The sequence below is a fragment of the Acidovorax sp. SUPP3434 genome (assembly GCF_030159015.1).
Classification (GTDB): domain Bacteria; phylum Pseudomonadota; class Gammaproteobacteria; order Burkholderiales; family Burkholderiaceae_C; genus Paracidovorax.
Genome location: NZ_BQXL01000013.1, coordinates 13,039 through 38,613 on the forward strand (window position 1 = coordinate 13,039; position 25,575 = coordinate 38,613).

Here is a 25,575-nt window from a genome sequence, read left to right on the forward strand (position 1 = left end):
AGACAGCTGCGGCGGGCGCGCTGTCGACACGGTTTACAGTGCCGGATGGCCATTCACATCGCGCTCGCCCTGGCATTCGTTCAGACCCTGGCCCTGTCCGGCGTGCTGTGGCTGTGGGCCCAGCACGTGGCGGGCGCCCGGCTGCTGATCGTCTTCCTGCTGGGCGTGGGGCTGTGGATCGTGGGCAACGAGCTGCCCAACTGGGCCGGCATCGGCACCGCGCCCTTCGCCATGGCCCTGCTGGCGACGGTGCCCATCACGTCCGCGGCGTTCCTGCACTTCTGCGCCATCTTCACGGGCCAGCGGCTGCGGCCCTGGGCCTTGCGGCTGGCCTACGGCGCGGCGTGCGGCGCGACCGCGCTGTCCTGGTGGGTGCCGCCGGGCGCGTTCGAGCACTTTCCGCCGTTCACCGGCGTGCAGTGGGTGGTGGTGCCCAATGCGGCCGGATGGACCACCAGCCTGGTCTGGGCCACCTGCGCGAGCGCGGGCCTGCTGGTGCTGGCCAAGGCCTTCTGGCAGACGCGGGTGGCCACCGAACGCCGGCAGATCGCGGCCGTGGCCCTCTCGTGCGGCTGGGGGCTGATGTGCATCTCGGGCTACGCGTTCGCGGCCCTGCGCATTCCCCAGTACCCCTGGCAGGTGCTGGCTTTCCCCGCCTACCCGCTGATCCTGGTCTACGGCATCCTGCGCTACCGGGTCTTCATGGCCAACGCCTGGGCGCGGCGGGCCCTGGCCTGGGCGATCGTGCTGTTCCTGGGCCTGCTGGCCGTGCCGCTGACCTTGCTGCTGCCGGTGGAGTCGCGCTGGCTCACCTCCGCCGTGGTGGCCGCCACCTGCCTGGCCTGGAGCGGGCCGGTGCGCCGGCTGGCCGAGCGCCTGGTCTACCCCGGCGGCACCCCGACGGCGCACGACCTGGGCACCTGGCGCGGCGCGCTGTCCTCGGCCCAATCGCTCGGCGAACTCTCGTCCATCGCCGCCTCGCTGCTGTCCCAGCGCATGGGCGTGGCCGTGCGGGTGGTCACGGGCCCCTCGCTCGCCCCCGATCCGCACACCCCCACGGTGCACTGCCGCAAGGACGGCACCCAGTGGCAGGCCCGGCTGCACGGGTTCGAGCAGGCGCCGCCGGGGCAGCGGCATCTGGCGGAGCTGTTCGGCACCGTCCTCGTGCAGGCGGCGGGCCAGGTGGAAAACGCCGCGGCCGCAGAGCAGCGCGAGCGCGAGCGGCAGCTACAGGCCCGCCTGGCCGAACTGGGCTCGCTCTCGGCCACGGTCGCGCACGACCTGCGCAACCCGCTGAACGTGATCGCCATGGCCACGGCCTTTTCCCCGGCCGAGGTCCGCAAGGACGTGCAGGAGCAGATCGCCCGCATCTCGCGCCTGGCGGAGGACCTGCTGGACTACGCCAAGCCCTGGCAGATCGAGCCGCGGGCCATCGACCTGTCGCAGCAGGTGCGCCAGGCGATCCGCCACGCCCCGTCCGTGGAACTGGGGCCCGGGCTGGACGGGCCCTGCCCCGTACACGCCGACCCCGCGCGGCTGGACCAGGTGCTGGCCAACCTCCTCACCAACGCCCAGGCCGCCGCAGGCCAGCGGCGGGTGCACGTGGATGCCGAGCTGGGCGAGGACGGCCTGCGGCTGCATGTCTGCGACGACGGGCCCGGCATTCCCGCCGAGCTGCGCGAGCGGCTGTTCCAGCCCTTCGCCTCGCGCAGCCCGGGCGGCACCGGGCTGGGCCTGGCCATCGTCGCGCGCATCATGGCCGCGCACGGCGGCACGGCCGCACTGACCGAGCGCCCACCCTGGCGCACCTGCTTCACCCTGACCTTTCCTCCCCACCAACCATGACCGCTTCTCCCTCCCTGGGCCACATCCTGCTGGTGGACGACGAGCCCGCCTACCAGCGGCTGGGCAGCTCCTTCTTGCGCGAACTGGGCCACCGGGTCACCGTGGCCGGCAGCGGCGAAGAGGCGGCCTGGGCCTTCGGACAGGACCGCGCCCACGTGGTGCTGCTCGACCTCGCCATGCCGCCCAGCATGGACCCCGAAGCCGGCCTGGAGCTGATCGGGCAGTTCGCGGGCTCGGTCGTGGTGGTCCTGAGCGGCCACGGCGACCGGGAACTCGCCCTGCGCGCAGCCGAGAAAGGCGCGTGGGACTTCCTCACCAAGCCCATCGACCCGGACATGCTGCGCTTCGTCGTCTCGCGCGCCATGCACAAATCCCGCCTGGACGAAGAGCTGCGGGAGTTGCGCGCACGCGAGGGCAGCGAAGACCTGGGCATCGTCGGCCAGTCGCCTGCCGCGCAGCAGCTGCGCGCCATGGTGCGCCGCGTGGCCGGCACCTCGGTGAGCGTGATGGTGCTCGGGCCCACCGGCACGGGCAAGGAGCTGGTGGCCCGCGCCCTGCACCAATGCAGCGCTCGCCGGCAGGGCCCTTTCGCGATCATCCACTGCGGCGCCCTGTCCAGCGAGCTGCTGGAGAGCGAGCTTTTCGGCCACCTGAAAGGCAGCTTCACCGGCGCCCACCGCGACCAGCCGGGCCTGGTGGAAACCGCGCACGGCGGCACGCTCTTCCTGGACGAAGTGGGCGAGATGCCGCCCGCCATGCAGGTCAAGCTGCTGCGCTTCCTGCAGGAAGGCACCTTCCTGCCCGTGGGCGGGCGCGAGATGAAGAAGGCCGACGTGCGCGTGGTGTCGGCGACGCACCGCGACCTGGAGGGCATGATCCAGGACGGCGGCTTTCGCGAGGACCTCTTCTACCGCCTCAAGGGCGTGGTGATGCGCATCCCAGCGCTGGCCGAGCGGGGCATGGACGTGCCGCTGCTGGCCGCGCACTTTCTGCGCCGCGTGGCGCCGCAGGCCCTGTTCGCGCCCGACGCCCAGGCCTGGCTGGCCACGCAGCCCTGGCCGGGCAACGTGCGCCAGCTCCGGGCCCTGGTGGAGTCGGCCGGTGCGCTGATCGCCCCGGGCCACCTGCGCATCGACCTCGACCTGTTGCGGTTCGCCAGCGGCGACCTGGCGCACCTGCCGGATGCGGGCCCGGCCGATGCGGCAGCGGCCGCCCCCGTCGGCGCGCTGGATGCGGCCATCTTCGAGCTGGAAACCCGCATGGTGCGGGAAGCGATGGAGGCCACCCAGGGCAACCAGTCGGAGGCCGCGCGCCGCCTGGGCATCTCGCGCGCCGGGCTGATCAAGAAGCTCACCCGGCTGGGCCTGCGCTAGCGCGCCGGCCACCGGCCCTGCCCGCCCCTTACCCGCCCCTCAACCGCACGTGCCCAGGTGCCCGCACTGCGTGCAGTAGTCGCAGCCGTCCTTGCGGATCACCGCGTGCGCGCCGCACTCGGGGCACTTCTTGCCGGCCATCGCGGGCGGCATGCCCATGGGCGCCTCGGGCTCGTCCAGCGGCAGCACCTGCTGCACCGGGTCGGGCACGCGGCTGGCCAGGATGTTCTGGATGGCATAGGCCATGGCGGCCACTTCAGAGTCGTGCCACAGCGGCACGCGCGTGCCGTCTTCGCGCTGGCGCGTGCCCAGGCGCACGGGCCCGCGGTCCCACGCCACCTTGCGCATGTCGCTCAGGGCGCGCTCCAGGAAGCCGCCGCGCGCGGCCAGCGAGAGCATGCGCATGCTGGAGGTGATCCACTGCTGCGATTCGCCGCTCTGCCCCACGGGCATGAAGAACTCGATGGCGCGGTCCACCGTGCCCGTGCCGCCGGCATTCGGCACCGGCAGGAACGACACCACCAGGTACAGCGTCTTGTGGCCCTCCTGCGTCCAGTACTCCACCTTCTCCGCAACGGCCGGCAGGGCGCCCTTGGGTCGGCTTTCGATCACGGTGCGCATCGGGTCGATGGGGGCTGCGGCCGATGCGGGTGTCGCGACGGGAGTGGCCGACGCCGGCGCGGCCTCGGGCGCATGCGTTTCCAGCACGGCGCCCAGGATGGTGTTGGGCCGGTAGGTGGCCAGCCCCTTGAGGCGCGCGCGCCAGGCGGCGAGGTACAGGCCCTTGAAGTCCTCGTACGGGTAGTCGGCCGGCACGTTCACCGTCTTGGAGATCGCCGTGTCCACGAAGGGCTGCACCGCCTCCATCATGGCGATGTGGTCGGCGGCGGGCATGGACAGCGCGCTCACGAAGTAGTCGGGCAGCGCGTTCACATCGCCGCCCAGCTCGCGGTACAGCCGCCAGGCGTGGTCTTCCACCGCGTATTCGCTCATGCGGCCGTCGCCCTCGCGCTTCCTGCGCTTGTAGGTCCACGAGAACGGCGGCTCGATGCCGTTGGAGGCGTTGTCGGCGAAGGCCAGGCTCACCGTACCCGTGGGCGCGATCGACAGCAGGTGGCTGTTGCGGATGCCATGCTCGCGGATCTGCGCCTGCAGCGCCTGCGGCAGCCGGCTGGCGAAGGTGCCGGGCGCCAGGTAGCCGGCCGCATCGAACTTCGGGAACGCCCCTTTCTCGCGCGCCAGCGCCACCGATGCGGCATAGGCCGCATCGCGCAGGCGCTCGGCGATCTGCGCGGCCATGGCGCGGCCCGCTTCGCGGTCGTAGCGCAGGCACAGCATGGCCAGCGCGTTGCCCATGCCGGTAAAACCCACACCAATGCGCCGCTTGGCGGCCGACTCCGCGCGCTGCGCCTGCAGCGGCCAGAAGGTCACGTCCAGCACGTTGTCGAGCGCGCGCACCTGCGTGGCGACGCTCTGCTCGAAGGCCTCGAAATCGAAGGCCGGCGCGCCCGCCAGCCCGAACGGGTTGCGCACGAAGCGCGTGAGGATGATGGGCCCCAGGTCGCAGCAGCCGTAGGGCGGCAGCGGTTGCTCGCCGCAGTTGTGCACATACAGGCCATTCGCGTCGAACGCGTGGCAGTCGGCCACGGTGACGTCGTACACGTCCTCGCACCCATCGGCCGCGATGCAATCCACGGTGGCGGTGAAGCGCTCACGGTTCAGCCGGCGCTGGTAGCCCGCCAGGGCGGACTCCAGGCGAGCGGCCTTGGCGGTGTCGGCAAAGCCGATGCGATCGGCATACACCTGCAGGTTGTCGCCGGACACCACCAGTTCGTGCTGCGCCTGCGTGGGGTAGGCCCGGGTGCCGCCACGCCCGTCGGGCAACACAGAGTGCTGCGCGGGGCGGCGGTCGGTGTACAGCGTGGAAGCGATGCCGAAGCGCAGCAGCATGCGCTGCACGGTGCGCAGCAGTTCGGCATCGCTTTGCGACAGGCGCACGCTCACGCCCTTGTCCTGGGCGCCCTGCACCGAACCGTCGGCATCGAACAAACCACGCAGCAGGCCGGCGGCGAAGGCGGAGGAGCCGCATTCCATGGCCGGCGTGATCGTCTTGTGGCCGGGCCGCAGGCCCATGGCGTGCGCCAGTCGCCACAGCGCGGCGCTGGCCATGCGGGCCTCCCCGCGCGTGCCGACGGGGCGCTGGAACCCGCTGAAATCCGACCGGTGGGGCAACGTGGCCGCGGCGGCTTCGGCCGCCTGCACGATGCCTGCCGGGCCGGTGGCGGCATAGGCCACGGTGCCGTTGCCCACCTGCCGCAATTCGGGTGCCCAGACCGAGATCACGGCCTTGTCGGCCTTCAAGGTGCCGTCGCCCACGAGCAGGCCGAGCAGGTAGCCCTCGGCCTCGGTGCCCGCGCCATCCCATCCGCCAAGCGCGCGGTGGTCGTGCAGCACGATCTGGTCGCCCGGCTGCAGGTCGCCGGCCGCCGTCCACTCCAGGGACTGGGCGTAGCGGGTCTGCCGCGCCACGCGGCGCACGCGGTGGTCGGGCGTGAGGCGCAGCGTGTGGCCTTCGCGCGTGCGCAGGGCGATCACGGGCTTGTGGCCGGTCTTGAAAAATCCTTCGCTTTCCGTGCAGAAGACCCGGCCGTCCACCACCGCGCCGAACCGCCGCCCGATGAGGTCGGCCACCTGCGCCGGGCCCTCCGCCGTCAGCACCCAGGTGTCGGCCGTGACGCAAGGATTCGTCGCCGCGATCGCCTCGCAGTAATGCAGGTTGTTGTCGCGGTTGATCGCATCGAGGAACAGGATGCCCGGCTCGGCGAAGTCGTAGGCCGACCGCATGATGGTGTCCCACAGGTCGCGGGCCGGCACGGTGCGGTAGACCCACTGGCCGTCGGTGCGCTGCACCGCGCCCTGCGCCAGCAGCGCGGCGCCGGGGCGCGCGGGGTGCACCAGGTCCCACGGCTGGCCATCGGCCACGGCCTGCACGAAGGCATCGGTCACGCCGACCGACACGTTGAAGTTGTTCCACCGCCCGGGGGTGCGCTTGGCGGTGATGAATTCGAGCACGTCGGGGTGGTCGATGCGCAGCACGCCCATCTGCGCGCCGCGCCGCGCGCCGGCGCTCTCCACCGTGGAGCACGACTGGTCGAACACGTTGATGTAGCTGCACGGCCCCGAGGCCAGCGAGGCCGTGCCCTTGACCTGCGCGCCCTTGGGCCGGATGCGCGAAAAGTCGTAGCCCACGCCGCCGCCGCGCCGCATGGTCTCGGCGGCCTCGCGCAGGGCCTCGTAGATGCCGGGATAGCCGCCGTCGTCCATGCCCTGGATGCAGTCGCCCACGGGCTGCACGAAGCAGTTGATGAGCGTCGCCTGGATGTCGGTGCCGGCGGCGCTCATGATGCGGCCCGCCCCGATAGCGCCCGCGCGCAGGTTGGCGAGAAAGCGCGCCTCGTGCGCCGCGCGCTCGGAGGCGGGCTCCACCGAGGCCAGGGCCCGCGCCACGCGGCGGTAGAGGTCCTGCACCTCCGTCTCGCCGGGCTTGAGGTACTTTTCGCGCAGCACGTCGAGGCTGATGGGCTGCACGGGAGTGGCGTCGGACGCCACGGGGGTGAAGGGGTCGCGTTGCATGTCGCTGGGGCTTCCACGGTGCACAAGGCCCCCGTTTTACTCCGGTGGCCCGCCGTCCGGCTTGCCCAATGTCAACGAGGACGACGAGGGTTTTTCAGAGGGTGAAAGTGCCTGGGTGTATGCACGGCAGGGCCGCGCGATGGCGGCCCCTCTGGGCGGCCGGCGCGCGCGCTGCCGCGGTTTTTTGTTTCCTGGATCGAAACGCTGTGATTCCCGCGCCGGGGCTTATGCGCCCTGGCCGTTGGCGCCATATTCCAGGCAACGTGCCCCGGTTCCCGGTGGCACGCCCGCCCATCCCTTCATCCCACCCTCTCTTTTCAGGAATCCACCATGTCCCCCACCGCCGAACTGGCCGCCGAACTCGAAACCGCCATCCACGGGCCCGATGCCACCCCGCTGATCGAGCGCCTGCAGTGGCGCTACGCCACCAAGAAGATGGACCCGGCCCGCCAGGTGCCCGAGGAGAAGGTCGAGCGCATCCTCGAAGCCGCGCGGCTCGCGCCCACCTCCAGCGGGCTGCAGCCGTTCGAGGTGCTGCTCGTCACCCAGCCCGAGGTGCGCCAGCGCATCCAGGCCATCGCGTGGAACCAGGCGCAGATCACGGACGGCTCGCACCTGCTGGTGTTCGCCGCGTGGGACGACTACACGCCCGAGCGCATCAACGCCATGTTCGACTACACCAACGCGGTGCGCGGCTTCAAGAACGAAGGCTGGGAGAACTACCGCAACATGCTGCTGGGCACCTACCCGCAGCGCGGCGCCGAGGTGAACTTCCAGCACGCCGCCCGTCAGGCCTACATCGCCCTGTCCGCCGCGCTCATGGCCGCGGCCTACGAGGCGGTGGACAGCACCCCGATGGAAGGCTTCGACCCCGACGCGCTCGACACCCTCCTGGGCCTGCGCGCCCGCGGACTGCGCAGCGTGGCGATCGTGCCGCTGGGCTACCGCCAGGCCGACCAGGACTGGCTGGCCCCGCTGCCCAAGGTGCGCCGTCCGCGCGAGCAGTTCGTCACTGAGGTGTGATCGTCGGCGCTGGGCCGCCCGTGCCGGAAGTTCAGGGCGGTTTCAGGACATTGAGCGGTCCACAGCGTGGCGGTCTGCCTCCCGCTGCGTTGGTAAACGGTCCGCCGCACTTTCACGGTGCCTTAACGGGTCCCAAAGCGCCACTCGATGCCCCGATCCCACACCGAAAATGCTAGCAGCGGTTACTTTTTGCGAAGCCGATGTGCCTGGCCTTTGATTGTTGTCGATGGCCCTCTGAAGCAGCGATGCAGCGCCCGTGTTGCAATTGCCGACCTTGTCAGAGGTGTGCGGGGGAAGCCGCTGGAATCGCGGGGTTGCAACACTCAAGGAACTTCGGCGTTCGACATCTGCAAGAGGAGGGAAAAGCTCGGAGGGAACGCCTGTTCCGTTTCGACCCAGCAACTCATCTTGGTACAGCCGGTGGAGATCGAACTGTTGCCTGGCCTCGAGCAGAGCGGTGCTGTCCACATCGGATATCTGCCGCAAACTGACCTTATGCCCAATGTCCTTGGGCAGATTTTCAAAGGCGCGGAGATCTCTCTCTGGCGCAGCAGGCTTCGCCACCCTGTAATCGTCCGCTTTTTTGGGCCAAAGCTCCATGGTTGACATTGGCAATAGACGATAGATGGAAGATATTTCTTCATGGAGTGATGCGGGATCGGACAAATCTCCGCGCGTGCGGCTATAAGCGGCATAGAAATCCTCCCGGCTAGCAAAACTTTCACCCGCCAATCTGGAAATAGCAGCGCGCGCAGCCTCGGGTAATTTGTCTGATCCTTTGCCTCCTGACTTGTCAAGGAGACGTTTCAGCATGCTGTCATCCAGGATCACTGGTCCGCGTTTCGGGTCACCTCCGACCCCATACAAAATGGCGCCACTTTTGCGCCCTTTGCCTGGATCTCCTGCAACGACATAGCCGTGCGTAGGAAGCGCGTAGCCTCGCGTATTTCTATTCACGTAATACACGGGCACCTTGCGCAACGCTTCTACGCCTACCGATTTCACTTCTTGGAGCGCCGTGCGAAAAGCATCCCTTTCCTTGCCCAGCGGCAGCGATGGGCGCTGGCCCGGATACCGCGCATCCACCACAGCCCCACTGCCATCGGTGAGAAAGTCGATGCACGCCGTCTTGCCGCCCACGCGGCGCGTGGCCCTCGTCCAGCCATCGCCCAGATCCAGCATGGTGGCATCAGGCTGCCCTCTACCGCTTGCCATGAACTCGATAAAGGCTTGGGTCCGGGCGTTTGAGTTCCGCAATCCCAGGATCGACTGAATCTTGTGCCCGAGTCTTTCGGTCGTTTCAGTGGCTTGCGTCCAGCCCACACGGTGTCTCTCAGCATGCAGTTCACTGCGCACCCGAATGTCTATGCGGCTGGGCTCGGCGCAGGAAGATTCCTGGCTGGTTGCGCCCTCTCGTGCATCCGGTTTCGGGGGTCTGCCTAGCGATTCGAGCGAAGGGTCCGCCAAGCCCGTGGAGCGGCTGGAAACGCTGGCGGAAGAGGCCGCCGCCGCATTATGGTCATCTGTCTTGGCAGACGTGCGCGACGAACCAGGATCGGTGGCCGCGCGACGAGTAGGTGGTTGGCTCGGTATCACTGCATTCTCCTCAATGATGATGAAATGCCCAACTTGGCGAGTGTCCTCTGAGCATATGTTGCGTGACGCAAAACCAACCCTCGCCACAAGAAGCTATCGCTCTTTGGGCGAAGTCCAGGGTCTGCAATGCAGATCTGGTTTGGCGCAAGTAGTTCTCCGGCCGGGCGTCGGGTCATGAGGCCATCGGTCTAACACCACTTCGCCTATGCGCTGCCTGCGCCGGGTAGTGGCTTATCGTGCTGTTGCTACCGTAGTAAAGATCATCAAACAGCGATTTGCGCAGATCCGCATCGGTGCTCTCAAACACCATGAGATTCTCATTGGAGCGGTAGTGGGACTGGCCGTCCAGGTTGTAGGAGCCCGTCATCAAGACATAGGAGCCGTCATTCCTTGTCAGTACATAGTTCTTCGCATGGAGGACTTGTTCATGCTCGGTGTCAAGGTGGTGCTCACGTGCCAGCCGTGCACTGGGCTCGTAATGCCTGACCGTCAGCGAGCCGCGTGATTTGGCGGTCTTCTCGGCATAGAAATGCCGCGCTGCATATTCGACCCAACTCCTTGAAGAATGATCGACGAGAACATTGACGTGACAGCCCTTCGACAACGCCTCTTTGATCATTGCCAGGGCCTCGGTGCCTATTTTCTTGCCCACGATGTCGATGCTTTCACCTGCCACGGCGCTCCGAAAGATGCTGGCGATTGCTCGCCCGATGGGTTTGCCTTCGATGTGTCCACCCGTGGAGAACATGTTCTTGTAGCCGTCCGACGGGTTCTGGACCCACAGGACCTTGTGCCGGCCTCCTTTCAAAAGAACGCCGGCTCCGTTCAAGGCGTTTTGAAAACGTGCCAGCGTGGCCTCTGCTCCTGGAACGCCCATATCGAGCGGTGAGCGGACTTCTATGTCCGCCAGTGCCTGCAAGGCCGTTAAGTCTTGTACCGGCGCCATGGAGGGAGTGCCCCCATCCATCTGCAGTTGCGCGCATTGAACTGCGTGCCCGCCAATCAATTCATCTAGGAAATAGTGACGTTGACTGGATGCCAATTCAGCGCTGATGGCAATGCAGCCGCCGTCCATCCAACCACCCTTGGTCTTGTTGGCGATGCTGGCGCCCATCGTCGCGGCCACACCTTGGTCGTTGATGCAGAACTTGTTGTGGTGAGACCCAGCGGCACCCTTCGCCTTTGCTGCTACGAAGTAGATGCCGCATTTCACATGGCCTATGCGCAGTTCCTCAACACATTGCTGACGGTTATAGCTCTCGACCACCGCTGGCCATGTGATGGTGCCTGGGATTTGGCTCTTGGACTTGAGCGACATGTTCGCCGTCACGTTCTGGCCGACGATCGCGGATACCAAAGCATTCCTCTGAAGTTTGTTGTCGTTGTAGAGGAATACGAATTTGAAATAGCTGTCGTGCTGCTTTTTGGCCAACGATTCCAACATTGCAAACGTGGTTGCGGACACATGCCCCGGCTCATGGTCCTTGGTGGGATTGACGTTGAAAGAAGTGAGGATGGCAAACCGCTTGGCGGAATCGATGGTCATCCGTATCAGCTTCTTCTGGCGGTCCTCACTCGACGGAATGGTGTTCAGTACGAAGGCGCTGGCGTCGAAGTGGACGTACCGCGACGGCCAATGGCGAGCAAGTTCTGCACGGACCTCGTCCGTGAAGGATCCGATGGCGGACGAGCCCGATACAGCACAGGTAGAAGCAGTGCTACCCAATCCTGGGAGAGCGCTGGAAAGATCGAGACGCGAATTTCTTGGCGATATGTGGGCCGACTTGGAACGCGGTCCCAGGGCATGGTGGCCCAGCGCGGGAGGCTTCTGGAACTCGGGCGTAGGAAACTGCTTCTGTGGCACATTGGTATGGCTGCATGTCGATCTATTGGCTGCATCCGATATGTGCATTCTTTAACTCCTCTGCGGTGACATGCATGTTGGTTCCAAGGCTGAGCAATCGTCTCTCCTATTCCGAAGACAGCGTCTCTGGCGCGAAGGGCAGATTCCAAAGCGAAACGCGATACCAGCCATACGGCCAGGACCACCGATGTCAAAGTCTGTCGTCGCAGTAGCTTCTTCCCCGTTCCGGCCAGAAGACTTGCGAGGCTTGCCAGCCCGCGCGGCCGTCTTTTCCGCGCCGCGAAGACGTCCGGGGTGATGTTCGCAATCCTGGAATCGCTCGCGAGAAAGCAGCACGACAAGGACTTTTCGTTCGTCCCTTCCTACAACGACAACAAGCTGCAGACCAACGCGGTCAACCGCGCGGCTCTGGAACGCGCCGCCCGCAAGTGCTTCGCCCACCCGATTTCTTCCTCCATGGGCACCCTGCGCCTGAGGCACTTCGCGCCGGGCTGACGCCCTCGCGTCAGCGCAAGGCTTCAAGCCGGCGGTGGGCCATGCCAAGAACTACATCCTGGAGCGGCGGGACGGCTCCAGCATCGTCATGACAGGCTCGTACAACCTGGACGGCCAGTCCCATTACCGCCCCAATGAGAATCTCATGCTCTTCGAAACCCGTGGCCATGCGGTGAAGGAGGCACTGTTCGGCGACCTCTACGACGGGTGCACCAGTCCCATCAGCACCTTTTCCACCGCGGCCGCGGCCCCCGGCTGACGGCAGTGCCTGCGGGCACGGCATGGCTTTAGCATGCGCGCATGCACCGTTCCTTCCTTCCACCGCGCCCGCTCCCCAGTCATTCAGGCCATCGATTCAGCCGCCTGGGATGGCCCGAGGGCATTCACCGCCTGGCGGCCGCCCCGCTGCTGGCCCTGGTGGTCGGCTGCGCACAGGCGCCCCTCGAACCCGCCCGACCCACGCCCTGGCTCGCCCAGCTCCAGTCCCTGCTGCCCGCCGATGTGCTGCTGATCGGCGAGCATCACGACGCCCCCGCGCACCAGGTGCTGGAGCACGAGGCCGTGCAATGGCTGGCCGGGCGCGGACAACTGGCGGCGCTGGTGATGGAGATGGCCGACAGCGGGCGCGCCACCGACGGCCTGTCCCGCGAGGCGTCCGAGGCGCAGGTGCAGCAGGCGCTCGGCTGGAACGCCTCGGCCTGGCCTTGGGCGCAGTACGGGCCGGTGGCCATGGCTGCGGTGCGGGCCGGCGTGCCGGTGCGCGGCGGCAACCTGCCGCGCGCGGACCTGCGCGCGGCCATGCAGGACGAGCGCTGGGACCGGCACCTGGACGCCGCGGCCCTGGCGCGCCAGCAGGCCGCCCTGCGCGAGGGGCACTGTGGCCTGCTGCCCGAGGCGCAGATCCCCGGCATGGCGCGCATGCAGATCGCGCGCGATGCGCGCATGGCGGCGGTGGCCGCGGCGGCGCGGCGGCCCTGGCAGGTGGTGGTGCTGGTGGCCGGCGGCGGCCACGTGCTGCGCGGTGTGGGCGTGCCCACGCACTGGTTTCCAGGCCTCACGGCCAAGGTGGCGCTGGCGCGGGCCGAGGGGGCGGCCGAGCCCCTGGCGGGCGACGCCGACGCGGTGCATGACACCCCCGCCCTGCCGGCGGGCGACCCCTGCGCGCCGCTGCGCGCACCGCAAGGCGCCCGGCCCTGACGCCCTGCCAGGGGCAGCGCAGGCAGCCACGGCGCGGCAGGCCAGGCATCAAAAGGGGCCCCAGGGCATGATCCACTAGGGGGTATTGCTATTATTTATATAGCATGCGCTGAAATCATGCGCCCGCCTGCGCGTGCAGCAGCGCCGTGAACGCCTCGGCCGGCAGCGGGCGCTGGCACAGGTAGCCCTGGTAGCGGTCGCACCCGCGCTCGCGCAGGAAGGCCAGTTGCTCGGGCGTCTCCACGCCTTCGGCCAGCACCGCCAGCCCCAGGCTGTGGCCCATGGCGATGATGGCGGTGCAGATGGCCATGTCGTCGGTGTTCTGGGGCAGGTCGCGGATGAAGCCCTGGTCGATCTTGAGCACGTCGATGGGAAAGCGCTTGAGGTGCGCGAGCGACGAGTAGCCCGTGCCGAAGTCGTCGATGGCCATGCGCAGGCCCAGGCCGCGCAGGCGCAGCAGCACCTGGCGGGCTTCCTCGGGGCGCTCGGCGAGCGCGCCTTCGGTGATCTCCAGTTCCAGGTAAGTGGGCGGGTAGCCCGAGGCGGACAGGGCCGAGGCTGCGCAGCCGGCCAGGTCGGTGAGGTGGAACTGGCGCGGCGACACGTTCACGGCCATGGTCAGGCCGGGCAAACCGGCCTCGCGCCACGCCTGGCCCTGGCGGCATGCCTCGTGCATGACCCATTCGCCCAGCGGGCCGATCACGCCGGAATGCTCGGCCACCGGGATGAAGCGCGCGGGGGAGATCATGCCCTCCTGCGGGTCCATCCAGCGCACCAGCGCCTCGGCGCCGATCACCCGGCCGGTGGCGATGTCCACCTGCGGCTGGTAGTGCAGCTGCAGGTGGCCGAGCGCCAGCGCCGCGCGCAGGCGCGATTCGAGGGCGAGGCGCTCGCGCGCGGCCCGCGTCATGGTTTCGCTGAAAAAACACCAGGCGCCGCGCCCGCGCTCCTTGGCGCCGTACACGGCGGCGTGGGCGCCCTGCAGCAGGGCCTGGGCGCTGTCGCCGTGGCGCGGGAACAGGCTGATGCCCACGCTCGCGCCGGCCACCACCTCGAAGCCCTCGGGCGAGCGCCAGGGCTCGGCCACGGCGGCGATCAGCGTGCGCGCGATGGCGGCGGCCTCCTCCTCGCTCGGGGCGTTGCGCACGAGCACGCCGACCTCATCGCCCGCCAGGCGCCCGGCCAGGTCGCCCGGGCGCAGGGCCGACTCCAGCCGGCGCGCGATGTGGCGCAGCACCTCGTCGCCCACGGCGTGGCCATAGCTGTCGTTCACGTCCTTGAAGCGGTCCAGGTTGAGCAGCAGCACGGCCATGGACTCGCCGCTGACGCGGGCCTGGGCCGTGGCCTCCTCCAGCCGCTGGGCGAACCAGGTGCGGTTGGGCAGGCCGGTGAGCGGGTCGTTATGGGCCAGGAACGCCAGGCGCTGGCGCTGGGTGTGTTCCTGCGAGATGTCGGTGAACAGGCACACGTAGTGCGTCACCACGCCCGCACCGTCGCGCACGGTGCTGAGCGACATGCGCTCGGGAAACACCTCGCCGTTCTTGCGCCGGTTCCAGATCTCGCCCTGCCAGCGGCCGGTGCGCGACAGCTCGGTCCACAGGGCCTCGTAGAAGGCCCGGTCGTGCCGGCCGGACTTGAACAGGCGCGGCGTCTGGCCGAGCAGCTCGGCCTCGGTGTAGCCCATCAGCCGCGTGAAGGCCGCGTTCACCGAGAGAATGCGGTTGTTCGCATCGGTCACCACCATGCCCTCGATGGCGTTGTCCACCACCGTGGTCGCCAGGCGCTGGCGCTGCTCGGCGCCGCGCGCCATCCGCGCCCAGGCGCGGCCCCGGCGCACCAGCGCGGCGGCATCGGCCGCCTGCAGCCGGCGCAGACCGGCCACCGCCAGGGCGGCGGAGGCCAGCACGAAGGCGATGTCCTTGGCGCTGCCCCACAGGCCGGCATGGGTGCCGCCACCGGCGTCCGTGCCCAGCAGCCACGCCAGCAGCGCGTCGCCGCCCGCCACCCACGCCACGCCCGCCGCCACATAGGCGGCCCATGCCCAGCCAGGCACCTGCGTCAGGGCCGGGCCCTCCTCTTCATCCATGACTGTCCTTGTTGTGTTTTGCCTCGCCCGCCGGGCGCACCGCCCCTTCCGGGCGGCCTCCAATGGGACCGTATTCTCGCGCCAGCCGAGGCCCTCCAGAGCGATCGGCGCGGCACGGCCCCGGGCCTTGCTGCGACAATCGCCCCGCTATGAACCAAGCCTATATCCTTACCCTGTCCTGTCCCGACAAGCTCGGGCTGGTGCATGCGGTGTCCGGCTTCCTGCTGGAGCATGGCGGCAACATCGAAGAGGCCGCCCAATACAACGACCACGCCACCGGGCTGTTTTTCATGCGCGTGCAGTTCGCCTGCGGGGCGCACGACCACGCCGCGCTCAAGACGCAGCTGGCCGCCTTCGCCGGCCCGCACGGCATGCACTGGCAGCTGCACCCGGTGTCCGAGCCGATGAAGACCGTCATCATGGTCAGCCGCGAAGGCCACTGCCTGAACGACCTGCTGTTTCGCTGGAAGTCGGGCCTGCTGCCGGTGCACATCGCGGCCATCATCAGCAACCACCGCGATTTCTACCAGCTGGCGGCCAGCTACAACGTGCCGTTCCACCACATCCCCGTCACGGCCGCCACCAAGGCGCAGGCCGAGGCTCGGCAGTTCGAGATCATCGAATCCGAGGGGGCCGAACTGGTGGTGCTGGCGCGCTACATGCAGGTGCTGTCGGACGACCTGTGCCGCAAGCTGGAAGGCCGGGCCATCAACATCCACCACAGCTTCCTGCCCAGCTTCAAGGGCGCCAAGCCCTACTACCAGGCGCACGACCGCGGCGTGAAGCTGATCGGCGCCACCGCCCACTACGTGACGGCCGACCTGGACGAGGGCCCGATCATCGAGCAGGACGTGGCCCGCGCGGACCACGGCAAGACGGTGGAAGACCTCACCGCCATGGGCCGCGACACCGAAAGCCAGGTGCTGGCCCGCGCCGTCAAGTGGCACACCGAGCACCGCGTGCTGCTCAACGGCCACAAGACGGTGATCTTCCGCTGACAAGCAGCCAGCGGACATCTAGAAGTTCACACGCCTCTCATGTTCACTCAAACCACGACCGCTTATGCAATCCTCCATTAAAGCTACTTCGCGCCCCGTCGGAGTAGACCTCTTTGCTGGTGCAGGGGGCCTTTCACTGGGGTTTGAGCAGGCAGGATTTGATGTGGCAGCAGCAGTGGAGATTGATCCCATTCACTGCGCTACTCACGAATACAACTTTCCGCATTCAAAAGCCATCTGTGCCTCGGTCGTCGACTTGTCAGGGGAAGACATCCGACAGATTGCCAGCCTTGGAAAAATTGATATTGATGTAGTTTTTGGCGGCGCCCCTTGCCAAGGCTTCTCCATGATCGGAAAGCGTGCCCTGGATGACTCGCGCAATCAATTGGTTTTTCACTATGTGCGACTTGTTCGAGAGCTCAATCCAAAATATTTCGTATTCGAGAACGTCAGAGGTTTGACCTTAGGCAAACACGTGCGTTTTCTTCAAGAACTCATCGATGAGCTTGCAAGCGCAGGATATAAAGTCTTACTGCCTTATCAAGTGCTGAACGCCGCAGACTTCGGAGTTCCACAAGATCGGAAGCGGCTATTTCTTCTGGGGGCTCGATCAGATCAGCAGCTTCCGCATTATCCAAAGGCTTCCAAGTTGCGCGCAACAGTGTGGGATGCAATCAGTGACCTGCCAAACGCTGATGAATTCGCGCAACTAGAGAAAGGTGATTCGATATCCGTCCGATGGAATACGCGCCCCGCTTACGCACGACGTTTGAGGTGTTTAGAAGTTGATGCCGCAGACTTCAGCTATCCGCGAGAATTTCCAAAGAATCGATTGACGAGCAGTCTACGAACAAGTCATACCGACCTCTCAAAAGAACGCTTTTTGGCGACTGCGCCAGGAGAGACAGAACCAATCAGCCGCTTTAAAAAACTCCACCCTGATGGACTATGTAATACCTTACGCGCTGGAACCGATAGCGCACGTGGTGCTTTTACGTCTCCGAGGCCAATTCATCCAATATTGCCTAGAGTGATTACCGTTCGAGAGGCTGCGCGTTTGCATTCTTATCCTGATTGGTTTCGCTTTCACGCGACAAAGTGGCATGGTTTCAGACAAATTGGCAACAGTGTTCCGCCACTGCTAGGGCGAGCAGTTGCAGCGGAGATCATAGGCGCGCTGAGCCTAACCCCTTGCAAGCCAGGAAGATCTTTGCAGCTTGGAAAAGAATCTCTATTGAATTTCCAGATGCTTGACGCTTCACGATATTTTGGCGTAGCAAGGAATGTCATAGCTCAACGGCAGCGCAACCCCATCAATCGAGACGTTCTCACCCGCAGCATTGAAGAGGCATATGTCTAAGCTCAAGGCACAACCGTTGCAAGGTAATATTACAAAAACCCCCAATCGATACTCCGCAATCATTGAGCGTGTTTTCCGGAATCACTACGAGGAAGGGGCAGACTCTTTTGAATTCACACGAGAAGAGCTTGTGGCAGTAGCAACGGAACTGGGACTGCGATTGCCAAAGAATGTAGGCGATTTGATCTATTCTTTTCGCTATAGAAACGAACTCCCGAATGGAATTCTTGAGTCTGCGAAACTAGGACTTGAGTGGATCATTGAGGGAGCGGGACGCTCCAAGTATCGCTTTCGCCTTGCGCAACGCAATCGAATAATACCCCGAGACGACTTACTCACAATCAAAATTCCGGATTCGACGCCGGAAATCATAGGCGCGTATGCACTCGGCGATGAGCAAGCCTTGCTTGCCAAAGTCCGTTACAACCGATTGATAGACGTATTTCTTGGTATATCGGCCTACTCTCTTCAGAATCATTTGCGCACAACAGTCAAGGGGATAGGGCAGATCGAGATTGATGAGATCTATGTCGGCTTAGACAAGCACGGCAAGCAATTTGTGGTTCCAGTACAAGCCAAAGGCGGGTCTGACAAGCATGGCGTAGTGCAGACTCAGCAAGACATTGCGCTATGTGCCCAAGCTTTTCCTGGTTTGATTTGCAGGCCAGTGTCCGCACAGTTCATGACCGACGAACGAATTGCCATGTTTGAACTGACGGTGATGGATGGAAGTGTGAAAGTCGTGGAAGAACGGCACTACCAATTGGTCAACGCGCACGCCATAACTTCATCCGATCTTGAGCAATATTCTCGAGCGTAAATTTGGTGTGGCGGCCCGCATCCCGCCCATCCAGTGCCTGCTGACCTTCGAGGCCCTGGCCCGCCTGCGCAGCGTGACGCAGTCCGCCGACGAGCTGTGCGTGACGCCCAGCGCCGTCAGCCACCGCGTGCGCCAGCTCGAGCAGATCCTGGGCGTGCGGCTGTTCGGCCGCGCCGATTTCTCGCTCACCACCGAAGGCAGCGCCTACCTGGCCCATGTGCGCCAGGGCCTGGGCGCGCTGCAGCGCTTTCCGGGCGCGGCCACGGCGCCGGGCAAGCGGCGGCTCAAGCTGGCGGTGACGCCGACCTTCGCCCGCGCCATCCTGATCCCGCGCCTGCGCCAGTTCACCGAGGCCTATCCCGAGATCGACCTGGCGCTGCAGGTGTCCATTCCGCTGCTGGACGTGGTGGCCGAGGATGCCGACCTGATCGTGCGCTTCGGCCCGGGGCACTATGCCGACCTGGAGCACGTGGAGCTGGCGCGCGACCGGGTCACGCCGCTCGCCTCGCCCGCCTTCGTGCGCGAGCACGGCCCCTTCGAGCGGCCCGAGGACCTGGAGGGCCTGGCCCTGCTGCGCAGCCCGCTGGAGCCCTGGCGCACCTGGTTCGGCGCCAGCGGCCTGGACTGGGCCGAGCCCAGCGAGGGCTCGCAGTTCAACGACATCGGCCTGATGTGCGACGCCGCCGCGGCCGGCATGGGCGTGGCGCTGGTGCGGCTCAAGCTGGGCGCGCCCTGGCTGGAAAACGGCACCCTGGTGCGGCTCTTTCCCGGCGAGGCGCCCAGCCCGCACGCCCACTACCTGTGCTGGCGCACCGGCACCATGGACCGCTGGGAGTGCGCGGCCTTCACCGACTGGCTGCGCCGCACCATGGCCTGACAAGGGGTGAAAGCCGCCCCGCGCCCCGGCGCCGGGCGGCGACGGCGGGCAAAAAAACCCCCGGTTTCGGCCGCCGCGGGCTTGCGCGACGCCCGCAGGGCCGTCAAGATTCCCAAAGGCCCCGCGTCGGCGCGGGTCTATTGCGACATCGGCGGCGGGAGCGACTTCAAACCATCACATTACGCCTCGCCGGTTTTCCAGCGGGCCCGGCATTCAAGCCTGGGGCTGCAGTGGCCGATAACCCCTTGATGCCGCCCACCAGGACTTTGCGACCATGAACGCCTTCACAGACCCCCTTGCCGCGTCCGAGCTGGAACGCGCACGCACCACGGGCCTGCTGGCCGCGCTGGAACGGGTGCAATGCACCATCGAATTCGACCTGGCCGGCAAGGTCCAGCACGCCAACCCCCTGTTCCTGGCCCGCATGGGCTACGCCCTCGAGGACATCGTCGGGCAGCACCACCGCATCTTCTGCCCGCCCGAGGTGGCGGCCAGCGCGGCCTACGGTGCCATGTGGGAGCGCCTGGCCGCCGGCGAGATCGTCGAAGGCGTGTTCCAGCGCCTGACCCGGACGGCCGAGCCGGTGTGGCTGCAGGCCTCCTACAACCCCATTTTCGACAGCGCCGGGCGGCCCGTGGGCGTCGTCAAGCTGGCCACCGACGTGACCCAGGCGCGCCAGGCCCAGGCCGACTTCGAGGGCAAGATCGCCGCGATGAACCGGGTGCAGGCCATGATCGAGTTCGACCTGACCGGCAAGGTGCTGCACGCCAACCCCAATTTCCTGAAGGTGTTCGGCTACACCGAAGACGAGGTCGTCGGCCAGCACCACCGCATGTTCTGCACGCCCGAGGTGGTGCGCTCGGCGGACTACGCGCGGCTGTGGGAGCGGCTGGCCCGCGGCGAATTCGATGCCGGACGCTACCGCCGCGTGGCCAAGGACGGCTCGGACGTGTGGATCCAGGCGTCGTACAACCCCATCCTCGACTCCTCCGGCAAGCCCTACAAGGTGGTGAAGTTCGCCACCGACATCTCCGAGGAAACCCGCCAGTCCGCGGAGACCAAGGGCAAGCTCGATGCCATCGGCCTGTCGCAGGCGGTGATCGAGTTCGGCGTGGATGGCCGCATCCTCACCGCCAACCCGAACTTCCTGCGCACCATGGGCTACACGCTCGAGGAGATCCGCGGCAAGCACCACAGCATGTTCTGCGACCCCGATTTCGTGAAGACGCAGACCTACCGCGACTTCTGGGCGGACCTGGGGGAAGGCAAGTTCCAGAGCGCGCGCTACCGGCGCATCGGCAAGCACGACGCCGGCATCTGGATCCAGGCGACCTACAACCCCATCTTCGACGTGGAAGGCCGCGTGTACAAGGTGGTGAAGTTCGCGGTCAACGTGACCGAGCAGGTCGAACGCGAGACCGCCGTGTCGCAGAAGGTGCGGGACATCGGCGCCGTGCTGCACACCATCTCGGACTCGATCCAGCAGGTGGCGCGCAACTCCGAGCGCTCGGCCGACCTGGCCACCCAGACCCAGCGCGAGGCCGGCCAGGGCCACCAGGTGCTGGCGCGCTCGCGCGAGGCCATCGCCGCCATCGAGCAGTCGTCCGCCGACATCCGCGACATCGTGGCCACCATTGGCGAGATCTCCAGCCAGACGCATCTGCTGGCCTTCAATGCCGCCATCGAGGCCGCGCGCGCCGGGCCGCACGGCATCGGCTTTTCCGTGGTGGCCGACGAGGTGCGAAAGCTGGCGGAAAAGTCGGCGCTTGCCGCGCAGGAAATCTCCAAGCTCGTGGGCAGCAGCGTGGCCCGCGTGGCCGAGGGCGGGCGCCTGTCCGAAGAGGTGGGCGCGGCCTTCAGCCGCATCCTGGCCGCGGTGGACAGCACCAGCCAGTCCATCGGCGAGATCCGCAACGCCATGCTGGCGCAGGAAACCTCCACCCAGGACGTCGTCGTGCTGCTGGACAAGCTGCAAGGCGCCAGCTCCGGGCGCACGGGCGCATGACCCCACCGGGCAGCCCCTCCACGCCTGCGGCGGCCGAGGCCGGGGCCGACGCCCCCCCGCGCGCGCAGGCGCATGTGCGGGTGCGCGTGGGCGATTGCCATATCGCCATCGCGGCGGTGCATGTGGAGCGCGCGATCGCCATCCCGCCGCAGGGCCTGGCGGCCCTGCCCCGCCGCCAGGGCGCCCTGGCCGGCATGATCGACCTGGAGGGCCGGCCGGTGCCGGTGGTGTCGCTGGAGCGCTGGCTGCCCATCGCAGCCTCGCCCGCCGGCGGCGCGCCGCAACGGGTGCTGGTGCTGCACGCGGGCCCGGCGCGGATCGGGGTGCGGGTGGACGAGGTCCTGGGCGTGAAGCCCGTCGATCCGCAGGCCATCGTGCGCGTGCACCACGACGGCGGCCAGGAGGAATTGTTCCAGTCGGTCGTGCCCGCCTCGGCCGGCGCGCCGATCCTGTCGGTGCTGGAGGTCGAACGCCTCATGGCCCTGTGCCAGGTGTGGTGCGACGACCCTGCGCTGGCCATGGACCCGGCCCCTGCGGCCGCCGCCGCGCCGTCGGCGGCCCGCCCCCCGGACCACCAGGCGCTGGCCGAGCGGCATGCGGTCTTCGCCGTGGGCGACGACCTGTGGGCCGTGCCGGCGCGCGCCATCCACACGGTGGTGCCAGTGCCGCGCATCGAACTGAACGTGCCCCCCGGCCACTTCACGGTGGCCATCAGCACGCTGCGCGGCCGCAAGCTGCCGCTGGTGGACGTGGCCGCCGGCCCCGCCCGCGCCGGTGCCGCGCTGCGCCCCTGGGTGGCCGTGCTGGAAAGCCAGGGGCAGTGGATCGGCCTCACGGCGGACACCTGCAGGCAACTGGCCGACCTGGCCGAGGCCGACCTGGCGCCCACCCCCGGCGATCCGCTGCTCAAGGGCCTGGCCCTGGTGGCCGGCCTGGGCACGCTGCGGGTGCTGGACATCGGCAAGCTGTTCGAAGCCGTGCCCGAGGCGGCCGTGAGCGAAGTGGCGCCCGCGGCTGCGCCGGTGGACGGGGCCGAGGGTGCCGGCGGTGCGCCGACGGATGCGCAGGCCGACACGGACCAGGCCGGCGGCCACTTTCTGGTGTTCGAGGCCGACGCGCTCTATGCCTCGCCGGTGGACCAGGTGGTCGGCGTCGTCGACCTGCCGCAGCTGGTCATCGACGAACTGGTCCGGGGCCGGACCGCCGTGATGGACTGGCGCGGCACGACGCTGAAAGTGGCGTGCATGCCTTCTCTCAACGGCCGGCCCGGCGCCGAGCCGCCGCGCATGGCCATCCTGCTGCAACCCGACCCGGCGGATCACGCGACCGTGGGCATCGCGATTGCCAAACTGTGCGACTGGCTGCCGGCCCACCGCGCCGACGTGCGCGCGATGCGGCTCGGCTCGGTGGGCGAGTTCCGCATGGTCACACACCAGCGCGGCGGCGCCAGCGCCAGCATGGTCGTGGTCGATCTGGGCCAGATGGCCTACCTGCTCGGCTGACGCACCCCACCCTTCTCCCAAGGACCCACCCCCCATGACCCCAGCCAGGACCCCCGAGAACGAAGCGCAGCGCCTGCGCGCGCTGCAGGAACTGATGCTGCTCGACACGCCCCCGGAGGAGCGCTTCGACCGGTTCGTGCGGTTCGCCGCCGAACAGCTGGACGCCCCGATCGCCCTCATGAGCCTCATCGACGACCAGCGGCAATGGTTCAAGTCGCGCGTCGGACTCGACGTGCCCGAAACCAGCCGCGATGTGTCTTTTTGTGCTCACGCCATCCTGCAGCCGGACCTGTTCGTGGTGGAAGATGCGAACCTCGACGCGCGTTTTGCCGACAATCCCCTGGTGACCCAGGCCCCGCACATCCGCTTCTACGCCGGCGCCCCGCTGTGCGCGCCGACCGGCGAACGCCTGGGCACGCTCTGCATCATCGACACCAAACCCCGCAGCCTCACCGTGACCGAGCGGGCCGTGCTGCGGGCGCTGGGCACCCTGGCCAACGAAACCATTGCCGGCAAAGACAAAGACGCATGACCCGTCCACCCTCCCTGCCCATCCTTTTGCTGGTGGAGCCGCAATTCGTGCTGCGCCGCACGATCGTCTCGGTCGCGCGCGACCTCGGCCTGGTGGACTTCCAGGAAGCCACCAGCGTGGCGCGGGCCCTGCCCGTGCTGGCAGCCCAGCCCTTTTTCGGCCTGGTGCTCGATTGCGACGATGCGGCTGCCTCCACCGACCTGCTGGCGCGCCTGCGCAGCGGGGCGTTCGCCTGCCCGGCCGACATGCCCGTGCTGGCCATGTCCTCGCTGCCCGACCCGGAGCGCGATGCCTGGCGCGAAGCCATCGGCGTCACGGGCACGCTGCGCAAGCCCTTCAAGATCGGGGCCCTGCTCGAATCGGTGCAGGCCATGGCGGGGCGCCGGCCATGAGCGCGCGGCCCGCTCGTCTGGCGGTGTGCTGCCCCCTGGCAGGCGCGGGCGTCGCGCCCCCGTTCATCACGCCGTTGGGAGACCGCCGCCCGTGCCACCGCTGAGTTCGATCCCCCGCCCCGAAGACACGGACCCGGCGCTCGAACCGGAGCTGCAGCGCATCTGCGCCCTGCAGGCCACCGGCCTGCTGGAGACGCCAGACAGCGACGGCTTCGACCGCATCACGCGGCTGGCGAGCGCCCTGTTCGACGCCCCCATCGCGCTGGTGACGCTGGTGGACAGCGAACGCCAATGGCACAAGTCGCGCGTGGGCCTGTCCGCGCGCGAGCTGCCACGCTCGGTGGCCTTTTGCCACCACACCATCCAGTCCGCCGACGTGATGGTGGTCGAGGACACCCTGCTGGACGAACGCTTCGCCCACAACCCGCTGGTGACCGGAGAACTGGGCGTTCGCTTCTACGCAGGCGCGCCGCTGGTGCTGCCCGGCGGCCAGGCGCTGGGCGCCCTCTGCATCCTGGACCAGCACCCGCGCACCTTCGATGCCGTGCAGTGCCAGCAGCTGCAGGACCTGGCCGCGCTCGTGCTGAACGAAATCGCGCTGCAGCGCACGGCCGGGCGCATCAACGAGATCACCAGCCTGTACAACCGGGCCCAGCTCGTACAGGACCTGACGAGCCTGTGCAACCAGACGCCGGGCGAGATGCGCACGCTCGTGCTGCTGGACGTGATCCGCGACCGCGACCTGCAGCAGGCCGTCCGCGCCATCGGCATCGCACCGCTGGAGGCCGGCCTGCGCGACGTGGTGGCGCACCTGATGCAGGCCCTGGGCCCGCAGGTGCAGCTGTACCACGCGTCCGAAACCCGGTTTGCCTACCTGCTGCCCGAAGGCAGCGCGCAGGCGCAGGAGCAGGCCGTGCTGCGCGTGCAGCGCCACCTGCAGGAGGCGTTCCGCATGAGCCGGGTGGTGCTGGATCTGTACCTGGTGGCGGGCCTGACGCGCTTCAGGCTGGATGCCGAATCCGCGGGCGACGTGCTGCGCCGCGCGACCTCGGCCCTGCACCAGGCGGACGAGCTGAACCGTGCCTTCGTCTGGTACACCCCCGAGTCCGACACCGCCCACCGCCGCGCCTTCGCGCTGCTGCGCGGCCTGACGCAGGGCCTGGCGGAGGGCGAGTTCCGCCTGGTGTACCAGCCCCAGTTCGAGGTGCGCCACCAGCGCTTTTCCGGCGTGGAGGCACTCATCCGGTGGCGCCACCCGCGCCACGGCAACGTCTCGCCCGCCGAGTTCATCGCGCAGGTGGAGCAGACGGCCCTGATCCACCTGCTCACCGAATGGGTGCTGCACACGGCCCTGGCCCAGCTGGCGGAATGGAACCGCCAGGGCCTGCAGATGACCCTGGCGATCAACGTGTCCGCCCGCAACCTGGAGCACCCGGATTTCGCCACCGTGCTGCGCAACGCCATCGCGCTGCACGGCGTGGCGGCGCAGCAGCTGCACATCGAGTGCACCGAGAACGTCGCCCTGACCGGCCGCGCCACGCAGCGCGTGCTGGAGGAGATCCGCGCCATGGGCCTGAAGGTGTCGCTGGACGACTTCGGCATCGGCTACTGCAACCTGTCGTGCCTGCGCGGGCTGCCGGCCGAAATGCTCAAGCTCGACCAGTCGCTCGTGATGCCCATCGCCCACGACATGCAGGCCTGGACGCTGCTGCGCACCATCATCTCGCTGGGCCAGCGCCTGGGCTACCAGCTCGTGGCCGAAGGCGTGGAAACCCAGGAGATCCTGGACATGGTCTCCGAGGCGGGCTGCGACCTGGTGCAGGGCTACTTCCTGGCCTACCCCATGGAGGCCGGCGAGGTCGCGCCGTTCTTCGCCGCGCGGGCGGCGGCGGCTCCGGGAAAGCTTTTCACGGCCGACGCGAAAGAACTTCACGCGAACTCGCCCGCCCAGCCCCCCGTTTGGCGGCCGGATTGACG

General features: G+C 67.5%; 19 protein-coding genes. 15 read left to right on the forward strand and 4 right to left on the reverse strand.

The genetic code is table 11. From position 1 onward, the window contains the following. Positions 1-45: 45 nt before the first annotated feature. Both AVKW3434_RS18055 and AVKW3434_RS18060 read left to right on the forward strand, forming a co-directional pair. Complete coding sequence (locus tag AVKW3434_RS18055) at positions 46-1,845, forward strand: sensor histidine kinase (RefSeq protein WP_284406943.1); 1,800 nt, start codon at positions 46-48, stop codon at positions 1,843-1,845. Next, positions 1,842-3,218: a sigma-54-dependent transcriptional regulator gene (locus tag AVKW3434_RS18060; protein WP_284406944.1), complete on the forward strand. Its 1,377-nt coding sequence runs from the start codon at positions 1,842-1,844 to the stop codon at positions 3,216-3,218. Before AVKW3434_RS18055 ends, AVKW3434_RS18060 begins: the two co-directional genes overlap by 4 nt. Before the next feature lie 39 nt (positions 3,219-3,257). Here AVKW3434_RS18060 and AVKW3434_RS18065 read toward each other — a convergent pair whose 3' ends face one another. Continuing rightward, complete coding sequence (locus tag AVKW3434_RS18065) at positions 3,258-6,851, reverse strand: ribonucleotide reductase barrel domain-containing protein (protein WP_284406945.1); 3,594 nt, start codon at positions 6,849-6,851, stop codon at positions 3,258-3,260. Positions 6,852-7,181: 330 nt separating this feature from the next. Here AVKW3434_RS18065 and AVKW3434_RS18070 point away from each other — a divergent pair, with 330 nt between their 5' ends. Beyond that, positions 7,182-7,874 (forward strand): NAD(P)H-dependent oxidoreductase, encoded by a 693-nt coding sequence (locus tag AVKW3434_RS18070; RefSeq protein WP_284406946.1) that lies wholly within the window; start codon positions 7,182-7,184, stop codon positions 7,872-7,874. Positions 7,875-7,916: 42 nt separating this feature from the next. On the opposite strand, the gene AVKW3434_RS18075 is transcribed toward AVKW3434_RS18070, so the two are convergent. Together AVKW3434_RS18075 and AVKW3434_RS18080 are read right to left on the reverse strand one after the other, a co-directional pair. Then, positions 7,917-9,197, reverse strand: a complete 1,281-nt coding sequence (locus AVKW3434_RS18075; protein WP_284406947.1) for a type III effector — start codon at positions 9,195-9,197, stop codon at positions 7,917-7,919. Positions 9,198-9,642: 445 nt separating this feature from the next. Beyond that, the gene (locus AVKW3434_RS18080) at positions 9,643-11,016 is read right to left on the reverse strand and encodes a phospholipase D-like domain-containing protein (protein ID WP_284406948.1); all 1,374 of its coding nucleotides are present in this window, start codon (positions 11,014-11,016) and stop codon (positions 9,643-9,645) included. A 615-nt stretch (positions 11,017-11,631) separates the two neighbouring features. Here AVKW3434_RS18080 and AVKW3434_RS18085 point away from each other — a divergent pair. From AVKW3434_RS18085 to AVKW3434_RS18095, 3 genes are read left to right on the forward strand one after another with little or no spacing between them, the layout of a single operon-like run. After that, entirely contained in the window at positions 11,632-11,829 is a 198-nt protein-coding gene (locus tag AVKW3434_RS18085) for a hypothetical protein (protein ID WP_284406949.1), read from the forward strand. Positions 11,830-11,863: 34 nt separating this feature from the next. Continuing rightward, positions 11,864-12,088: a hypothetical protein gene (locus tag AVKW3434_RS18090; protein ID WP_284406950.1), complete on the forward strand. Its 225-nt coding sequence runs from the start codon at positions 11,864-11,866 to the stop codon at positions 12,086-12,088. Between the two features lie 41 nt (positions 12,089-12,129). Beyond that, positions 12,130-13,026, forward strand: a complete 897-nt coding sequence (locus tag AVKW3434_RS18095) for a ChaN family lipoprotein (RefSeq protein ID WP_284406951.1) — start codon at positions 12,130-12,132, stop codon at positions 13,024-13,026. Between the two features lie 115 nt (positions 13,027-13,141). On the opposite strand, the gene AVKW3434_RS18100 is transcribed toward AVKW3434_RS18095, so the two are convergent. Beyond that, a complete protein-coding gene (locus tag AVKW3434_RS18100; protein ID WP_284406952.1) occupies positions 13,142-15,112 on the reverse strand; it encodes a putative bifunctional diguanylate cyclase/phosphodiesterase in 1,971 nt (656 codons plus the stop codon). A 149-nt stretch (positions 15,113-15,261) separates the two neighbouring features. Between AVKW3434_RS18100 and purU the strand changes: the two genes are divergently transcribed. The 9 genes from purU (at position 15,262) to AVKW3434_RS18145 (ending at position 25,573) form a co-directional block, all read left to right on the forward strand. Then, entirely contained in the window at positions 15,262-16,110 is an 849-nt protein-coding gene (gene purU, locus AVKW3434_RS18105) for a formyltetrahydrofolate deformylase (RefSeq protein WP_284406953.1), read from the forward strand. A gap of 64 nt (positions 16,111-16,174) precedes the next feature. Next, positions 16,175-17,470, forward strand: a complete 1,296-nt coding sequence (locus tag AVKW3434_RS18110) for a DNA cytosine methyltransferase (protein ID WP_284406954.1) — start codon at positions 16,175-16,177, stop codon at positions 17,468-17,470. Continuing rightward, positions 17,463-18,290 (forward strand): hypothetical protein, encoded by an 828-nt coding sequence (locus tag AVKW3434_RS18115; RefSeq protein ID WP_284406955.1) that lies wholly within the window; start codon positions 17,463-17,465, stop codon positions 18,288-18,290. Before AVKW3434_RS18110 ends, AVKW3434_RS18115 begins: the two co-directional genes overlap by 8 nt. After that, on the forward strand, positions 18,268-19,167 hold the full coding sequence (locus AVKW3434_RS18120; protein WP_284406956.1) for a LysR substrate-binding domain-containing protein: 900 nt from the start codon (positions 18,268-18,270) through the stop codon (positions 19,165-19,167). The genes AVKW3434_RS18115 and AVKW3434_RS18120 overlap by 23 nt, the downstream gene beginning before the upstream one ends. A gap of 274 nt (positions 19,168-19,441) precedes the next feature. Beyond that, entirely contained in the window at positions 19,442-21,172 is a 1,731-nt protein-coding gene (locus tag AVKW3434_RS18125) for a methyl-accepting chemotaxis protein (RefSeq protein WP_284406957.1), read from the forward strand. Next, positions 21,169-22,674 carry a chemotaxis protein CheW gene (locus AVKW3434_RS18130; protein WP_284406958.1) on the forward strand — a complete coding sequence of 502 codons (1,506 nt, stop codon included), beginning with the start codon at positions 21,169-21,171 and terminating at the stop codon, positions 22,672-22,674. Before AVKW3434_RS18125 ends, AVKW3434_RS18130 begins: the two co-directional genes overlap by 4 nt. Positions 22,675-22,708: 34 nt before the next feature. Continuing rightward, the gene (locus AVKW3434_RS18135) at positions 22,709-23,206 is read left to right on the forward strand and encodes a GAF domain-containing protein (RefSeq protein WP_284406959.1); all 498 of its coding nucleotides are present in this window, start codon (positions 22,709-22,711) and stop codon (positions 23,204-23,206) included. Further along, a complete protein-coding gene (locus tag AVKW3434_RS18140) occupies positions 23,203-23,598 on the forward strand; it encodes a response regulator (protein ID WP_284393956.1) in 396 nt (131 codons plus the stop codon). The genes AVKW3434_RS18135 and AVKW3434_RS18140 overlap by 4 nt, the downstream gene beginning before the upstream one ends. A 91-nt stretch (positions 23,599-23,689) precedes the next feature. Further along, positions 23,690-25,573, forward strand: coding sequence for a bifunctional diguanylate cyclase/phosphodiesterase (locus AVKW3434_RS18145; protein WP_284406960.1), 1,884 nt, complete (start codon positions 23,690-23,692; stop codon positions 25,571-25,573). Positions 25,574-25,575: the final 2 nt, after the last annotated feature.

Coding starts and splice junctions, on each gene's coding strand:
- AVKW3434_RS18080 (WP_284406948.1), bottom strand. CDS start 11,016: ATGACCATCGATTCCGCCAAGCGGTTTGCCATCCTCACTTCTTTCAAC.
- AVKW3434_RS18100 (WP_284406952.1), bottom strand. CDS start 15,112: ATGGATGAAGAGGAGGGCCCGGCCCTGACGCAGGTGCCTGGCTGGGCA.
- AVKW3434_RS18125 (WP_284406957.1), top strand. CDS start 19,442: ATGAACGCCTTCACAGACCCCCTTGCCGCGTCCGAGCTGGAACGCGCA.
- AVKW3434_RS18060 (WP_284406944.1), top strand. CDS start 1,842: ATGACCGCTTCTCCCTCCCTGGGCCACATCCTGCTGGTGGACGACGAG.
- AVKW3434_RS18110 (WP_284406954.1), top strand. CDS start 16,175: ATGCAATCCTCCATTAAAGCTACTTCGCGCCCCGTCGGAGTAGACCTC.
- AVKW3434_RS18140 (WP_284393956.1), top strand. CDS start 23,203: ATGACCCGTCCACCCTCCCTGCCCATCCTTTTGCTGGTGGAGCCGCAA.
- AVKW3434_RS18130 (WP_284406958.1), top strand. CDS start 21,169: ATGACCCCACCGGGCAGCCCCTCCACGCCTGCGGCGGCCGAGGCCGGG.
- purU (WP_284406953.1), top strand. CDS start 15,262: ATGAACCAAGCCTATATCCTTACCCTGTCCTGTCCCGACAAGCTCGGG.
- AVKW3434_RS18095 (WP_284406951.1), top strand. CDS start 12,130: ATGCACCGTTCCTTCCTTCCACCGCGCCCGCTCCCCAGTCATTCAGGC.
- AVKW3434_RS18070 (WP_284406946.1), top strand. CDS start 7,182: ATGTCCCCCACCGCCGAACTGGCCGCCGAACTCGAAACCGCCATCCAC.
- AVKW3434_RS18085 (WP_284406949.1), top strand. CDS start 11,632: ATGTTCGCAATCCTGGAATCGCTCGCGAGAAAGCAGCACGACAAGGAC.
- AVKW3434_RS18115 (WP_284406955.1), top strand. CDS start 17,463: ATGTCTAAGCTCAAGGCACAACCGTTGCAAGGTAATATTACAAAAACC.
- AVKW3434_RS18135 (WP_284406959.1), top strand. CDS start 22,709: ATGACCCCAGCCAGGACCCCCGAGAACGAAGCGCAGCGCCTGCGCGCG.
- AVKW3434_RS18055 (WP_284406943.1), top strand. CDS start 46: ATGGCCATTCACATCGCGCTCGCCCTGGCATTCGTTCAGACCCTGGCC.
- AVKW3434_RS18065 (WP_284406945.1), bottom strand. CDS start 6,851: ATGCAACGCGACCCCTTCACCCCCGTGGCGTCCGACGCCACTCCCGTG.